This window comes from Prevotella jejuni (assembly GCF_900187995.1).
Taxonomy (GTDB): domain Bacteria; phylum Bacteroidota; class Bacteroidia; order Bacteroidales; family Bacteroidaceae; genus Prevotella; species Prevotella jejuni.
The window spans coordinates 12,605-28,702 of sequence record NZ_FZNZ01000001.1 but is presented as its reverse complement, the minus strand read 5'-3'; the positions used below and the strand labels follow the sequence as shown (position 1 = coordinate 28,702).

The following is a 16,098-nucleotide window of genomic DNA, read 5'->3' as shown; positions in this document are numbered from 1 at the left end:
TTTACGAACGCATGGATAATGTGTTCAACTATCTATCTGTAAAGATGAAACGGAAGTTATTTACCTGCATATCGGTGTTGTTAATTCTCTTGACAGCCTGTCGCAATCGTGGAGCCGACTATCAGCAACAAAACGAGGACAAGCAGGCTAAGGAGATGTTGCAGGGCTTATGGACCAATGGTGAGAATAGTGACCCAGCCATGTTAGTAAAGGGTGATAGTATTTTCTACCCTGACTCAGCGAGTATGCCTGTGCGCTTCTGGATCTATCAAGACACTATCTATCTGCAAGGTCAGAATGTCCATGGATACAAGATAGAGAAGCAAGCACCTCATCTGTTTAAGTTTGCCAATCAAAATGGTGATGACGTAAAACTTACAAAAACAAATGACAAAGCGCTCTACTCGGCCTTCAACTATCATGTCTATGCAATGAACACTTTCTTAGAACAGTCGCAAGACACGATTATCCGTACTGACTTGGGCTATTTTGAGAGCAAGGTACATGTGCAAACGACATCTGATAAGGTGGTGAAGTCTACGTACAACGACAATGGAGTTGAAGTAGACAATATGTATCTGGACAATGTTGCAGCCTTGCGGTTGTACAATCACGGTACACCAGTCTTCGCACACGACTTCCGTAAACAAGAGTTTCAGTCGCTCATCCCGAAGGACTTTCTCTCTCGAAGCATCCTTCGTAAGATGTATTTCACCCATGCTGATGCCAAGGCTCTCTACTACTATGTCATCATTGGTATTCCTGATGCTGACACAACATACGTTATCGAACTGAGGGTGACGCCTGATGGAAGAATGACCAAGAAGCTAAAGTAATATTGATTGCCGTGAAAGGCTAATCATAAGAAGATTAAATACTAATCCGCACTTAGTTATGATTGTGACTAAGTGCGGTTTTTTATTACACTCTTATTAAACTTAAAATAGAGAGAATGTCATATAACTTACTGGTAAACATATAACTTTAATGTTATATCACGAGCCATAAAAGATTGACTTTTAGCACCCTTATCATACGAATATGCCCATGATAAGACTCGTATAAGGCGAGTTTACCGTATGTTACGAAGATTTTATCGAGAATTGACCACATTCTTCAAAAGTTATTATTATATTTGTATCTGCTTTAATACCTAAAGTATAAGGTGCTGACCAAGTAGTAAGAAGAATCTTACCCATGCAAGATTGGTACAGTAAGAAGTTTTTCTAATTTCCACCTTATATAATAAGAACGTCAAAGACTATCACACTGTTGATATATAAAACAAGCACATGGACATACTGTCACACTTTAGAACAATAGAAGAACTTACTAAAACACTCTCACGCGAACAGCGACTACTGAGTGAGATGTTTGAGAAGCGAAAGCTAATGAAGTATCCCAAAGCAATAGCACTGGAGATAGTTGGCGGAAACGAGAGCCGACTAAGTAGGCTCATTGACTATGGAGTACTGGTAGAAACAGGCAGTTCTCTTGAAATAGAGAGCGACTATCTTAATTTCTTCGAGGAGGTTCTGAATGTGAACGAAGAGATAAGTGTGCTAAGCGTACAGGAATGTATCAACACACTAAAGGAACATATCACTTACTTCCTACAAGAGACAAACGTAAACAGAAGGGCTGGTTATCAAGATAGTGTGCGCCAACTCTTGAAGAAAACAGGCTTTAGAACGTTGAAGAATGTGGTGGACTTGAAACGAAACATGGACAACACCTATAAGCAAGAACCCAACTATCTCAACAAGAAAACGAAACTACAGCACCTTGATGAGAAAAGCCATAGTATTCGTTCGATGATACGTGAATGTGAGAAGCTAATGGACAACGAGCAAGCTTTCTTCATTATGGCCAATGACCCACACATGGCTAAGACCTGTAGCACCGTGAGGCACGATTTTGTTGAAGCTTATCATGCACTGATGGAGATAGACAGGCAGATTATTGTCTATATCAATCAAATAGACCAACAGAACCAACTATACAAGAAGATACGCAAATTAAAGTATCTAAAGGACCAGCTTCTCATCAAGACAGAGACTAATATAACACAAGTATTAGAAGATAACAATCCGCTATGGATGGAGTCTCGACAATATAGTAAGATACGTCTTTCATTGGAGGCACTGAGAGAGAATGACGAGATAGGGCGGGTTTTAAGAAGGATAGCAGAACGTAACGGCATACAGAAGACGTCACGAATAGAAGCGGAACCGCTGACACAGGAAGACTTACAAGAGCAAGTACAACTTTTGAAAGAGATTGACCCTACTGAAGTATGGAATGCCTTTGCAGCATCAAGCTACAATCTATTTGAGTTCATCCTCAGATATAACTACACAACAAAACGTGAGATAGAAGATCATGCAACCCTCTTTTGCCAACTTGTCATCCTACATCCTGATGAATGTAAACTGACAGGAGAATACGCAACTTACCAAAACATTGAATATCCTATTATATATGCGAAATAATACTCAACGAATATATGAACGCTTAATCCGTGGAGAGTTCCTCTCTGTGGATAGTGCTGACAACTCTATCCGACATCTATATGATGACTTGGAAGAGAACTTTGAAGATTATGCTGACTACTTTAAGGAGATCGGTCTACAGTTAGAACAAGGCAATGGGTACTTTTACTTCTCTCGTATAGGAGAAGGAAAGCAAGCGATAGAACAAAAGTTAGAGAGCTTCTCTAAGTGGCTTGACTATCTTGACTTCCTTAAATGCTACAATCAAGCATTCTCAGCTGGCTACCAGTTTCGCAAAGGTCATCTGATAGAACAAATCAGTCTGGACATCGAACTAAAGGAGAAAGCCAACCACTTGTTTAAGAAATATGGCGCAGGCTCAAATCAAGAGATAGTGAACAAACTACTCCAAGAGATGCAAAACATGGGCTTTGCTGAGTGTGTCAACATCCAAGATGAGACTTTTAAGATTACCTCTGCATTCCGTTATGCCGAGGAATTGGTTAACATGATTCAAATAGCTAACGAAGATGAAATACCTGAATAGAATCATATTTATCAATAGTGCGAATATTCCATACGCTGAAATATCAGTAGATGGTAACGTGCACTTTACGGGAACACAAGGCGTTGGAAAGAGTACAGTACTAAGGGCTCTTCTGTTCTTCTACAATGCCGACAAACATAAGTTGGGTATTCAACAAGGCCAAAAGTCTTTTGACGAGTTCTATTTCCGCCAATCTAACTCGCATATCCTCTATGAGGTAATGCGTGACAATGGCGCATATACCATATTAGTCAACCGATACCAAGGACGTGCTTCATGGCGGTTTATTGATGCTCCCTACCAAAGGGAGTGGCTCATTGACAATGGGAAACAAGTGCTGAGCGACTGGGTGAAGATACGTGAACGCATTGATAAGAATGTGAGTGTGTCGGCAAGAATCGACTCTGGGGTGATGTTTAAGGATATTATCTTTGGTAATACACATGACCATAAGTTTACTCGTTATGCCTTAGTACAGAGTGCTCACTATCAGAACATACCTCGAAGTATTCAGAATGTATTCCTTAATACGAAGTTGGATGCCGACTTTGTGAAGAATACTATCATCCAATCAATGGCTGACGAAGACCATCCTATTGATTTGCAAACGTACAGAAGACTGGTAACGGACTTTGAAAGAGAATACGATGAGATAGACTGTTGGTTCCAACAAACACGTGATGGAATCTTTCCTGTACGTCAGCAAGCACTGAAAATAGCTGAGCAAGGCCGTAAGATAGTAGCGTTCGACCAGCAACTACTTGATGTATGGCACATGCTCAACTATGTTGTAGCAGATGATGAACAACAGATACCATTATTGGAAAGTAAACTTGTAGATGTAAGAAACAATATTGAAAAAGAGAGTAAACGTCAGAAGGAACTAAAAACGGACTATGACAAAGAGAAAGACGCTCTCAATCAAGACCTTGGAGGGAAGAATAGTAAACTGAAAGAGATTGCTGAGAAACGGAAGTATTTCGATGCTATCAATATAAAAGAAAAAGTTGCACTTAACGCTCGTGAGAAGTCTTTAAAGCACGAGGTGGCTGAGAAACAAATGCTATTGAACGATTTACTCAAAACGAATGCTTCGATAGCTGATAAATATAACATCGCTAAAGAGAAACTTGAAAATGCTCATCAAACATTTATCAATGGGCAGAAGGAGACTTTATATGCAAAGCAAACAGAGCTACAACAAGAACGTAATCGCTACGAAGAAGAGCGTTCTAAGAGTAGAAACCAGGTTATGAGCGTGTATCGTACTTGGATACATGAGTCTAACGAACGCCTTCAATCACTTATTACAGAGCAACATAGGGCGGATAGTAGACTTAAAGAACTGCGCCAATGGCACCCTAAAGAGGAGGATATCAAGCTGGTGAAGGAACAACTGGTACAATTAGATATCAATGAAAAAGATAATGAGGCACAGCAGACAACTGTAAGAATTCAAATAGAAAAGCTGACTAACGAATTCGAAATGAAAGAGGCTGAATTGAAACAGGCCTCTTTGCAGGAACAAAAGCGGTTGGAAGACGAACGCACGATATGCCGTAATGAGATTGCAAGAATCAACGACTTGCTGTCACATTTAGATGATTCGCTTTATCATTGGTTATGTGAGAACGCTGAAGGATGGGAGGATACAATTGGAAAAGTTGTAGATGAAGAACGGATACTCTATGCCCAAGGACTTGAGCCAACTTTAGACAATAAAACAGACAACCTATTTGGAGTAAAACTCAACTTGGATAACATTGAGTCAACTCACCGTACTCCTGATGAGTATCGGGCAGAGAAAAAGAAATTAGAAGACCAACTTCAGCTATTAAATAGACAGTTATCACAACTGCCTATAACCCTTCAAGAGGATATTTCCAAACTCGGGAAGAAATATGGTAATCTACTTAAACCATTACGTCAGGATGCTACTCGCCTAAGAGTGGAGGCTGAACAAATACCGACAAAGAGACAGAACCTGCAAAACCAACAGCATAAATTAGAGATGGAAGAGCAGGAAATAATTTCAAGCGAACAAGAGTTACGTATGCGTGCATTCAATGATGCCACTCTTAAAGTTGAAGCTGAAAAAGAAAGACAAGCAAAGAATGATGCTAAGAACGAAAAGGACTTGAAGGAACTTGATGCTGCTTTCAATAGGTCTGTAAGGGCGCTTAATAATGAGCTTCATGCTTTCCAAGAGCAACAAAAGACTGAAGCTGAATCGCATAATCAAGAGTTTGAAAATCAAAAGACCCAACTCGACAAACAACAGAGGGCTGAGCTTGAAGGCAAAGGAGTAGACATAAAACTACTGAACAAATATCGCAAAGCACTTGATGAGCTTAACAAGCTACTTCAACAGATAGAAACTGACCGCAATGACGTTATTAAATACGAAGATGCGGTGGAGACTCTCTTCTCTAAAGAAGCTGATATTAGAAACAATATAAAGGAGATTACGCAGCGACTTATTATGTTGCAACAACGCTACGAAGACAAACGAATACGCATAGAAAAGAAGAAACAAGCATGTGAAGACCAACAGAGGGCTTTCCAGAAAGACCTCGCACATAGACGAGATGGACTAAGCCAATATCATCAAGTTATAGAGAACGAACACTTAGTACCTACTGTCTATCTCGCTGATAACAAGGTGAAATCTACTCACTTAGACTGTTTACAGCTGTTAAGTCAGCTGAGAGGTACCATTAATCAGAAACGAGAAGCTATTGAAACATTAAAGGGAACCGTTGTAAACTTCAATCGTAACTTTAAGCCACAGAATGCTTTTCACTTCAATACAACGCCTGTCACTGATGATGATTACATGCAGATAGCTGTTGATTTACAAGAGTTTATCGATAACAACAAGATAGAAGAGTACCGAAGACGTACCAGTGAACACTACAAAGACATCTTAGGTCGTATCTCAACAGAGGTTGGTGCGTTGATGAAACGTCGTTCTGATGTAGATGGAGTAATCCTTGACATCAATCGAGACTTTGTCGAGAAGAACTTTGCAGGGGTGATTAAAAGCATAGAATTAAGGGCAAATGAGTCGTCAGACAAACTTATGCAGTTGCTTATATCAATCCATGATTACTGCGTAGAGAACGCCCTCTCTATAGGAGAACTGAACCTCTTCTCAAGTGATAATCGTGATGAAGTGAACCGAAAGGTTGTAGACTACTTGAAAAGCTTAGCTCATCAGTTGCAAAACGAACCTAATCGTAACATCGTTTCATTGGGAGATGCCTTCCGTCTACAGTTCCGTGTGAAGGAGAACGACAATGACACAAGCTGGGTAGAACGCATTAATAACGTTGGTTCAGACGGAACAGACATTTTAGTGAAGGCCATGGTCAACATTATGCTTATCAATGTTTTCAAGAAGAAGGCAGCCCGTAAGAGTGGTGATTTCATCGTCCATTGTATGATGGATGAGATTGGGCGTCTTCATCCAAACAATATTAAAGGTATCTTGCAGTTTGCCAACTCACGTAATATCTATCTAATAAATAGTTCGCCAACATCCTACAATCCGTACGATTATCGGTACACCTACCTACTAAGCAAGCATGGTGTAAAGACGAAAGTAGAGAAGCTCTTGAAGAGAATATAACATCGAAAGACTATGGCAATAAGTGCATCTATACAAGCGTTGATAGCTGGTGAGACTGTTGCAGGCTCAAGGATAAGCAATAGACTACTGACAGAACTTATTCAGGAAGGTCTATTGCAAATCATTATACATGGGTCGAGAAAGTCGTATCGTGCTAATAACATCGAAGCATTAAAGAGGTTTCTCATTGACAAGGATGAGAACTATCGTATTTTAGATATCGATAATTTCGACTCAAGAAGTTCTATGGCAAGCGAGACTGGAAACTCTAAGCTCGTGACTGTACGTTCGTGTCCTGGGTTCCCAGTGAATACGTATGAGCCTATTGAATGTCGATTGAATGAAGAGCCATTTATCATCAATCCGCAAGAAGGATGTTTCTACTTTGTTTCTGATTGGAGAACTTTTACAATTCCAAATGATGTGATTATCATTGGAATTGAGAATATGGAGAATTTTAGAAAAGTTCGTCAACAAAGACTCTTCTTCGATGAGTACCTACATAAACATGGACATTCACAAAAAGTACTGTTCGTCTCACGCTATCCACAATCAACTGATCTCAGAGAATGGCTGGCATCTAATTCCAATCTATATATCCACTTTGGCGACTTTGATTTGGCTGGTATTCATATATTCCTATCTGAGTTTCAGAAGCATTTAGGCATAGGACGCACATCTCTCTTAATCCCAGAAGATATCTCCTCACGGTTAAGATATGGCTCAACAAGCCGTTATAACGAACAATATGCTCGTTATAAAGATATTAAATCAGACAGAAGAGAAATCCAACAATTGATAGACCTCATTCATCATGAGCGTAAAGGTTATGATCAAGAGGGGTATATCACTCAATAAAAAAGAGTTACGATGCAACGTGGGTAAACTATCTTAAGCCCTTACTTACCAATACAAAAGTGCTTGAAGATATTTCCAAGTACTTCATGTGGGGTAATCTGGCCACCTGTGATATCAGCAAGTTGATAAAGGCAGATGCGTAAGTCCTCACTAACAAGGTCGCCACTAAGTCCAAAATCAAGTGCTTCTATCACTCTTAGGATAGACTCATCGGCATGAGTTAATGCCTCGTAATGACGTGCAGAAGTAATGATAACACTGTTCTCGTTTATCTCAGGAATATCAGCCGCATCGTAGATAGCTTCTTCTAAGGCTGTTATATTCTGCTTTAACTTTGCAGAGATATAGACAGTATGCAATCCTGCCCCTACTAACTTGGGCTCAACTACCTTATTATCAATTTTGTTAAAGATAGTAATCAAATGCTTCCCCTGTGTCAGACTTTGCATCTCTGCACATTCTTCTACTGTAGGTTGCTCGTCAAGAACCCATAAGACAATAGCAGCCTCATCCATCTTCTGATATGCACGTTCTATCCCTAACTTCTCTATTTGGTCGTCAGTATGCCGAATGCCTGCCGTATCTATAAAACGGAAAGTAACTCCTTTTATTTCTGTTGTATCTTCTATGACATCACGAGTTGTACCATGAATATTCGACACGATGGCTTTCTCTTCGTGAAGGAGACAATTCAAAAGGGTCGACTTACCCACATTTGTCTTACCAACTATGGCTACAGGTACACCTTTCTTCAATGCTTTACCTGTTTCAAAGGAGTCTGTGAGTGTCTTAATCTTTTGATGTATCGTCTCTGCCAATGCTTTCAGTTCTGTTCGATCAGCAAACTCAAGCTCCTCATGGTCGGAGAAGTCGAGCTCTAACTCTAATAAGGATGTCATCTTCAACAGCTGTTCACGCAGGATTGATAGCTCCGAACTGAAATGACCTTTAAGTTGACTCAATGCTACCTTGTGCGTAGCACGGTTTGAAGCTGAAATGAGGTCGGCCACAGCCTCAGCCTGACTAAGGTCCATCTTACCATTCAGATAGGCCCGTTGGGTGTACTCTCCTGGTTGAGCCTGGCGACATCCCGCATCAATAAGTGCCTTAACAACCTGATTAAGGATATAAGCAGAACCATGACAAGATATCTCCGTACTGTCCTCACCCGTATAACTATGAGGCGCACGAAAGACACTAACCAGAACATCATCAATGGTATTTCCCTCCTTATCAAGGATTTCACCATAATATAAGGTATTCCCTTTTGCATTTTGCAAATGCCGTCCACGTACACTACGAAAGACCTTATCCGTTATTTCTATAGCCTCATCGCCACTCACACGGATAACTCCTATAGCCCCGCCAGGCTGAGTGGCAAGAGAACAAATAGCATCACTGCCTCCTACAATAGTAGACAGTGATGTTGATGACACCGATTGTATTATCTTGTCTGTCTGTTTGTTCATAAAGAATGTATCTTATATTCTCTCCAACACCTTCTCTATCAAGCCATCTATCGTATTCTTATAGCTTGCATTAGCTTCCTTAGCAAGGCGGTTGGCAATAACCATACAGACGGTTACAGCCTTGTGTCCCATGAGCGTTGCAAGGCCAGCAAGAGCCGAAGACTCCATCTCAAAGTTAGTTACTTGCATATTGTTATAAGAGAAGTTTTCTATCTTTTCATTCAATTTAGAGTCCTGCAGTGGTAGACGAAGTTCACGTCCTTGTGGTCCAAAAAAGCCTCCACATGCAATCGTCACGCCACGTACCATATCATCAGACGCTATTCTATCCAATAACTCCTTATCCGCACAAGCCACATAAGGGTTACCCATCTGCAAGTCCCATCCCACCTGCTTCTTAAACTCAGCTTCAAACGTAAGGTCAGAAGCCTGATTACGACCAGCATAGAAATTCAACAAGCCGTCAAAACCAATACTCTTGGCAGATGCAATGTATGTTCCAACAGGTGTATAAGGCTGCAGGCCACCACAAGTACCGATGCGCACGAATGTCAACAGGCGTAATGCCTCTTTCTCAGTACGTGTCTTAAAGTCGATGTTAGCAAGTGCATCGAGTTCGTTTACTACTATATCTATATTGTCACAACCAATACCCGTACTCAAGACAGTGATTCTTTTTCCACGAAAAGTACCAGTGATAGCACGGAACTCACGGTTGGATGCTTCACATTCTATATTCTCGAAGTGTGAAGCAACGAGTGCCACACGCCCTGGGTCACCAACGAGTATGACCTTATCTGCAAGGTTCTCTGGTTTCAAATGTAGGTGGAATACACTCCCATCTGCATTTATAATCAGTTCAGAAGGGGCAAAATATTTCTTCTCCATAGCCGAAAGATAATTTGGTAATAATATGATTGTTATGTTCAAAGAACAAAGGTAAATATAAAAGCAGAGATTACCAAACGTTGTAAAGGAAAAAACACAGAGTCTCTAAAGGCTTCGACTGTAATTTAACACAGGATTATCTTATTCTTTCTTAAGCTTCAGCCATTCCTTCTCCTACGATAGTCTATATCCTGTTTTATGTTGTGTAACATGCGAGATAAGCCTCTACACCTTGTGTGTCAATCCTCCGTATCCCAAGTACTAAGGCACCACTCCACTATAAGAACCAGTTGAATAGTATCATGGGGGGCATTGCCTAACCTACTATAAGGTGCTATCTCTGCCACCACATGCGTGTTGCATAATCATCAGGACCACCTAAGAGCTCCACAGCCTTGGTATAGTTTTGTCGATTATAGATTTGTTGATTCTTATCGAAGGGTATTCTATTGGGCGTCAAGAGCGTATAGCCGTTTGTAGTCTGGGGTATAGCAAATATATGAGGATAACCCGTACGACGAATCTCGTTCCATGCCTCTTGTCCATTGGGGTATAGTGCTATCCATTTCTGAGTTATCAGTCGCTCCATCTTCTCAGCCATAGTTGCATTATCATCCCATTTTATTGTTATCGTAGAGACCTTCACAGCATCTCCACCATAGCCCCCTATAGCATCAATATAATTAGCTTCTGTTGACGTATTATCCATTAGATAGGTTGCAACTCCATCTGCATCCCATTGACTAAACGAACGTCTGATACCTTCTTCATAATATTCTTTGGCCGTACCTCCGCCCATATTCCATCCTCGCAAGACTCCCTCGGCCTTGCAAAAAGCCATTTCAGAGGCGGTGAGCCATATCCCTGGTGTTGTTTGCGACACATTAACAGTGGAGTAAAGTCGCTTCGCAACAACATTACTCCCTATCGGAGCACCCGCACGACAGCCTATAAATCTACGTACACCAGTAGAGATTGGCTGTAAGAAATACTTACTCATGCGTGGATCTTTGTATCCTGTCATATAGCTCTCAATGTCAGCACAGATACGACTATCGCCCCACGAGACAGCAGTAGTCCATAAACCCGACTTATGATAACTTATCGTACAGTTGTCTTCATTCTCTTCTATGACGCCATCCCTCACCGCTTGTTCGGCCAGAGAGCGTGCCATAACAGGCTCTACATTACTTATACGCACAGCAATACGCAATTTGAGCGAATTAGCAAACTTACGCCATTGATTGAAATCACCCTTATAGACAAGGTCGTAGGACGCCAACGTCTCTCGTTCCTGCGCAAGATGTGTGTCAGAAGCGATAAGAGTAGTCGCTTCATTCAGGTCGTTTATCAATTGTAAATAGATGTCACGCTGAGAAGAATAGACCTCGTCACTGCCATTATTCATACTGAGCGGAAAGGGTCCGTAGATATCTGTAAACCGCAGGAAAGCTTGTGCACGAAGTATCAAAGCCCATGCGTATGAAATATTCTCCTTACCATTCAGTTTAACAACCTCGTTAAAGGCTGATACAATAGGTGGAGCGTAAGAGGCAGGCCACGCACACCACGCATTACTTGCATTAAAGAGTGTATGATTCTTCGGCAATTCCTTCGTGTAGGTTGTGTATCGTCCCAAATAATTACCCACAAAGTCTATCATCGTCTGATAGGCATTCTCCTGCTCTGGAAAAGCAACTCCTTGCATCTGAATAAGGAAGGAACCAACGGCATAGTTGTCCCGCTTTAACTCATCTGGCGACAGTTTACTACCTGGACGGTTGATATCAACAAAACGTCCCGTACATGAAGAGAAGATTGCTGGTAAACATAAGAAGAAGAGAAATAACTTTCTACTAACCATCATAACCTTAGAGTTTAACGTTGATACTAAATCCCAATGATCGTTGACTTGGCTGCATGAAATAATCGAAGCCTTGATAATAAATATCCGTAGAGGGAGTTGCCTCTGGATCGAAAGGTGCTTTACAATACAACATCAGAAGGTTTCGGGCCGTCAATGCCACTGACAGCTTTGCTCCACGTATCAGTTTGTCGAAGGTGTAACTAAGGTAGACTTCCTTTATTCGGGCATTAGAAGCATCATAAACATACTCATCCCAAATAGGCGTCTCACCTCCCACGACAGTATAATACCTTTCTGTCGGAACATACTGACTGCCAACAACTACACCACCGTTATCTCTTTGCGTAGCAGTCTTCTGTGATACGCCATACGAATCCATAAAGGCTTGTGTCTGTGAGACGCAGACTCCTCCCAAGCGGGCTGTTATCAACAGCCTACACTCTAAGCCTTTCCATGAGAAAGTATTGTTCAGTCCAAGGTGAGCTTTCGGTAAGACAGAGCCTACTAAACGTGGTGTAGGTAGCTCTATCTGCATCACCTGTCCGTCAGCATTCACTTGGATGTCACCTTGCTGATTGCGCTTAAAACCAGTAAATGTATAGAGATCGCCCATTGTCCCACCTTGTGTCAAGATAACTTCACATCCGTTTAGCCCTCCTTGTCGCAGTGTCTCGTTTGGATTATCAAGTAGTCTGACTATCCGGTTATGGTTCATACTGTAACTCATGTTCACAGACCAGCGACTATCAGTCCATTTCTTATTATAACCAACAGTAAGTTCAAGCCCTCTGTTTCGAACATTTCCTGCCTGTATATACTCACGATTATAAGCTCCACCAAGTGTAATTTGCCGTAAGAAGGTCTGGTTCTTCGTATTTGACTGATAAAGCGTAAACTTCACAGACAGTGCTTCTTTAAACAGGGTTGCGGTCACACCCGCCTCTAAGGAGTTCGTACGCTCTGGATAGAAATTGTCTGGAAACTTATAGGTGACTGTATGATACGTACCTGTTGAGGGTATATACTCATATCGCCAAGCTGAAGATATATTAGGTGAGATGGCTGAACCAACTGAAGCCCACGATGTTCTGAATTTCAAGAAATCAACGAACGCAGGGAGTTTCAGCATCTTTGAGAGGATAGCCGACATACCCACTGAGGGATAGAAGAAGGATTGTTGTGCTGTATTACTTAGTGATGAGTCCCAGTCATTACGTCCCGTCACAGTCAGATAGACTTTCTCCTGCCATCCTAACTCTACACTGCCGAGTACGGAATGGATTGCGTGTCGAGTCAAATCGAAGATAGGACGGTTGTCGCCCGACACTCTACTATAATCAATGGCATTGGGTGTGAAGAGGTTTGATGGTGGTTTCAATCCTCCCTGAAAACCTGTTATATCATAGGATGTATGGGTGAAAGCACTACCAATATTGGCTATAAACGACAGGTCAGTCCATTGTTTTGAGATATTAGCCATGATGTCTACATAGATAGAACGGTCGTTCGCCCTACTATAACTATAATATCCGTAGGGCGAATGGGTGAAGATATCAAGTGTTGAAGCATATCGCTTGTCTTCTAACTTATTGATAGCTTCATCCCAACGGAGTCTTCCTTCAAGTGAGAAAGCCCTTGTTACATCATACTTTAAGCTAAGGTCTGTGAGGTAACGATTACGCTTTGTCGTCTTCACCATACGATTGGCAACCCAATAGGGGTTCTGCATCTTTAGGTCATCTCCATAGCTCCAATTCTGCAGATAGACATTACGTGCAACATCAAACACCTCAAATGATTTCACAGCATCAAAGCTTTCACCACGTGGAAAGAGGTAAACCGAGGTGAGAGGGTTGAAATACTGTCCTTGAGCCAACATGTTCTTATCATTCTCTTTGATGTACTTAAAAGAGAAGGTAAGCCTTAACTTATCATGGAAGGTTGAAAACACGTTCTTAAACGAGAAGTTATACCGGTGGAAATCATTGTTCGGTATAATGCCATGTACGGTGGTCGAGCCCAATGACAGATACACTTGATTACGCTCAGTACCTGCTGTCAGAGCAACATTATGGGTTTGGTTTAATCCAGTTCGGAAGAAATCGTTAGGTGTGTAATCCTCCTTTTGTGAAAGACGCTTCGTCCCCCATGACTTCATCTCATTACTTCTGTTGCCATACTCATTCTGAAATGCGGGTAAGACAAAGGGCGAAAGGAACTGAGTACTTGTAGAAAGCTCTACAGAGGTCTTCCCTACTCTACCCGACTTTGTCTTTATCATCACTGCTCCTTGCGCTGCTGCCGACCCATAAAGAGCCGCTGCAGCTGCACCGCTAAGTACGGACACACTCTCTACATCATCTGGATTGATGTCCGATATACCTTCTGAACTGGGCTGTAAAGAGTAGATACCACTCTTTATATCGTCATTACTTCGATTGTTAATGGGAATACCATCGACTACATAAAGGGGCTGGTTGCTCTGTGCCAAAGACTTTGGACCACGCATGACAACCCTTGCCGCACCACCCATTCCTGCTGCTGACTCGTTAACAAACACACCGGCGACCCTTCCTGCTAAGGCATTAACAAAGTTAGCTGTCTTCACTTTATTAAGGTCTTCACCGTCCATCTGCTTGACATTGTAGTTCAGCGCAGGGCGAGAACGGCTTATACCCAAGGCAGTCACAAAGATATTGTCTAACTCATAAAGGCTCTCCTTTAAGACAAAGAGTTGGTTTTCTCGACTCTCAGCACGCTTCTCTATCGTTTCAAAACCTATGCAAGAAATCATCAACACAGGACTTGGACGTTCTGTTTTAAGTACAAACTTACCTTCTAAATCAGATACCGTACTCACCTTAGAACTGCCTTTTATCATTACAGTAGCACCGATGAGTGGGTTTCCTGAAATGTCTTGTATCTGACCATAGTAAGTGTATATTGTAGGAGCAACAAATGGTTTTTCTACATGCTGACGTACAGTTGTCCCCTTTTCTTTAGTTTCTATACTTTGAACGGGTCGTTTTTCTTTCTTTAGATAGATTACGTTATCAATTATTTTATACGTTATCCCTGTACCTTCAAAAAGTCTGTCTAAAACAAAGTCAATAGATAAATTACTGATAGAAACAGCATTAACTTTATGCTTTTTCAGTTCATCATCATAAAAGAAACGATATTTTGTCTTCGATTTTATACGCTGAATAACTGTCTTTAAGTTGGTTTGGTTTGTTGTTAGTGACACCTGCGCAGAACCACTATGTACACCTATCAACAAGAGAAAGGCACACATAATCACTCTGAGGGAAAGTAATACTTTCAGACGACTAACTATCACCATGTAAATCAGTTCAAATAGTATTAATATTACATTACACTAACAAAACATCAAGTTTACATACACAAAGATAGTCAATTATCTTTATTTAATAAGGTTGACATACTCCCATTTCACATAAATTAACCCCTTCATTCGTCTTAACAAGCATAAATAGTGTATCTTTGTTCATAATTATTAAAATTCTCCTGCTATGACTATCGCAAAGAGGTAACTGTTGACAGGACTAAAACAGACAAAGTAGGGTTAAAGAATAAACAATGACATTACCAGAACAAAGGTTTCGCCAGATATTTAGAGCACTATATCCTTCGCTCTCCTTCTATGCTACTCGTCTTATACAAGACGATGAGGCAGAAGATATCGTACAAGAAGCCTTTATGGAACTATGGAAGCGCAAGGAGGATATTGACGATGAAAGCCATATTAAAGCCTTCTTATATCGTATCGTCTATACCAAGGCCCTTAACGTCATTAAGCATCGTACCGTTGTCAATAATCATGCTGATAGCGTAAAGAAGGTTACCCAGTTCAAGTTAGACTACTATAACCCTGAAACAAACGACGTGATGAATTATATCGAGGGATTGGAGACAAGGAAGCAAATCAATGATGCTATCGGAGAACTACCAGCCAAATGTCGTGAGGTCTTCATACTGAGTTATCAGCATGACAAGAAGAATAAGGAGATTGCAGAACAGTTAGGTATCTCAATCCGAACGGTTGAAGTGCACCTTTACAAGGCTGTGAAAACGCTAAGAGCAAGGCTGAAACGTCATTCATAAAGTCTTTATCGTAGGAGAGAACATCTTCTTGCTGAAATTATTTTCATGAAAAAAAATATTTTTTGTCGTGAAGAAAAATATTTTCTGTCGTGAAGAAAAATATTTTTCATCATGAAAAGAAATCCACATTAACAATGGGAACGCTATGATAAACACGTACTCAAACTTACAAAACAGTAACATCTATAACATTTTTTATTATTTACTATTACGTAAAAAGG

At 40.9% G+C, this 16,098-nt stretch carries 10 protein-coding genes; 6 read left to right on the top strand and 4 right to left on the bottom strand.

Translation table 11 applies throughout. The annotated features are described in order from the left end of the window. The first annotated feature begins 44 nt into the window (after nucleotides 1-44). From CHB62_RS00110 to CHB62_RS00090, 5 genes are all read left to right on the top strand, one after another. A complete protein-coding gene (locus CHB62_RS00110) occupies nucleotides 45-836 on the top strand; it encodes a DUF4738 domain-containing protein (protein WP_089365262.1) in 792 nt (263 codons plus the stop codon). Nucleotides 837-1,292: 456 nt separating this feature from the next. After that, entirely contained in the window at nucleotides 1,293-2,492 is a 1,200-nt protein-coding gene (locus CHB62_RS00105; protein WP_089365164.1) for a hypothetical protein, read from the top strand. After that, nucleotides 2,482-3,039 (top strand): condensin complex protein MksE, encoded by a 558-nt coding sequence (locus tag CHB62_RS00100; RefSeq protein ID WP_089365163.1) that lies wholly within the window; start codon nucleotides 2,482-2,484, stop codon nucleotides 3,037-3,039. The genes CHB62_RS00105 and CHB62_RS00100 overlap by 11 nt, the downstream gene beginning before the upstream one ends. Next, nucleotides 3,023-6,670 carry an ATP-binding protein gene (locus CHB62_RS00095; RefSeq protein WP_089365162.1) on the top strand — a complete coding sequence of 1,216 codons (3,648 nt, stop codon included), beginning with the start codon at nucleotides 3,023-3,025 and terminating at the stop codon, nucleotides 6,668-6,670. The genes CHB62_RS00100 and CHB62_RS00095 overlap by 17 nt, the downstream gene beginning before the upstream one ends. A 12-nt stretch (nucleotides 6,671-6,682) precedes the next feature. Then, a complete protein-coding gene (locus CHB62_RS00090) occupies nucleotides 6,683-7,528 on the top strand; it encodes a DUF7281 domain-containing protein (protein WP_089365161.1) in 846 nt (281 codons plus the stop codon). Nucleotides 7,529-7,569: 41 nt separating this feature from the next. Here the strand turns inward: CHB62_RS00090 and mnmE are convergent, their stop codons facing one another. From mnmE to CHB62_RS00070, 4 genes are all read right to left on the bottom strand, one after another. Next, nucleotides 7,570-8,997 (bottom strand): tRNA uridine-5-carboxymethylaminomethyl(34) synthesis GTPase MnmE, encoded by a 1,428-nt coding sequence (gene mnmE, locus CHB62_RS00085; protein ID WP_240616313.1) that lies wholly within the window; start codon nucleotides 8,995-8,997, stop codon nucleotides 7,570-7,572. A 12-nt stretch (nucleotides 8,998-9,009) separates the two neighbouring features. Further along, entirely contained in the window at nucleotides 9,010-9,885 is an 876-nt protein-coding gene (locus tag CHB62_RS00080; RefSeq protein ID WP_089365160.1) for a nucleoside phosphorylase, read from the bottom strand. 334 nt (nucleotides 9,886-10,219) lie between these two features. Next, nucleotides 10,220-11,752, bottom strand: coding sequence for a RagB/SusD family nutrient uptake outer membrane protein (locus CHB62_RS00075; RefSeq protein ID WP_089365159.1), 1,533 nt, complete (start codon nucleotides 11,750-11,752; stop codon nucleotides 10,220-10,222). A gap of 4 nt (nucleotides 11,753-11,756) precedes the next feature. After that, on the bottom strand, nucleotides 11,757-15,095 hold the full coding sequence (locus CHB62_RS00070; RefSeq protein WP_089365158.1) for a SusC/RagA family TonB-linked outer membrane protein: 3,339 nt from the start codon (nucleotides 15,093-15,095) through the stop codon (nucleotides 11,757-11,759). Between the two features lie 257 nt (nucleotides 15,096-15,352). Between CHB62_RS00070 and CHB62_RS00065 the strand changes: the two genes are divergently transcribed. Then, the gene (locus tag CHB62_RS00065) at nucleotides 15,353-15,877 is read left to right on the top strand and encodes an RNA polymerase sigma-70 factor (RefSeq protein ID WP_089365157.1); all 525 of its coding nucleotides are present in this window, start codon (nucleotides 15,353-15,355) and stop codon (nucleotides 15,875-15,877) included. The last annotated feature ends 221 nt before the right edge of the window (nucleotides 15,878-16,098 follow it).

Coding starts and splice junctions, on each gene's coding strand:
- mnmE (WP_240616313.1), bottom strand. CDS start 8,997: ATGAACAAACAGACAGACAAGATAATACAATCGGTGTCATCAACATCA.
- CHB62_RS00110 (WP_089365262.1), top strand. CDS start 45: ATGAAACGGAAGTTATTTACCTGCATATCGGTGTTGTTAATTCTCTTG.
- CHB62_RS00080 (WP_089365160.1), bottom strand. CDS start 9,885: ATGGAGAAGAAATATTTTGCCCCTTCTGAACTGATTATAAATGCAGAT.
- CHB62_RS00070 (WP_089365158.1), bottom strand. CDS start 15,095: ATGGTGATAGTTAGTCGTCTGAAAGTATTACTTTCCCTCAGAGTGATT.
- CHB62_RS00090 (WP_089365161.1), top strand. CDS start 6,683: ATGGCAATAAGTGCATCTATACAAGCGTTGATAGCTGGTGAGACTGTT.
- CHB62_RS00065 (WP_089365157.1), top strand. CDS start 15,353: ATGACATTACCAGAACAAAGGTTTCGCCAGATATTTAGAGCACTATAT.
- CHB62_RS00100 (WP_089365163.1), top strand. CDS start 2,482: ATGCGAAATAATACTCAACGAATATATGAACGCTTAATCCGTGGAGAG.
- CHB62_RS00105 (WP_089365164.1), top strand. CDS start 1,293: ATGGACATACTGTCACACTTTAGAACAATAGAAGAACTTACTAAAACA.
- CHB62_RS00095 (WP_089365162.1), top strand. CDS start 3,023: ATGAAATACCTGAATAGAATCATATTTATCAATAGTGCGAATATTCCA.
- CHB62_RS00075 (WP_089365159.1), bottom strand. CDS start 11,752: ATGATGGTTAGTAGAAAGTTATTTCTCTTCTTCTTATGTTTACCAGCA.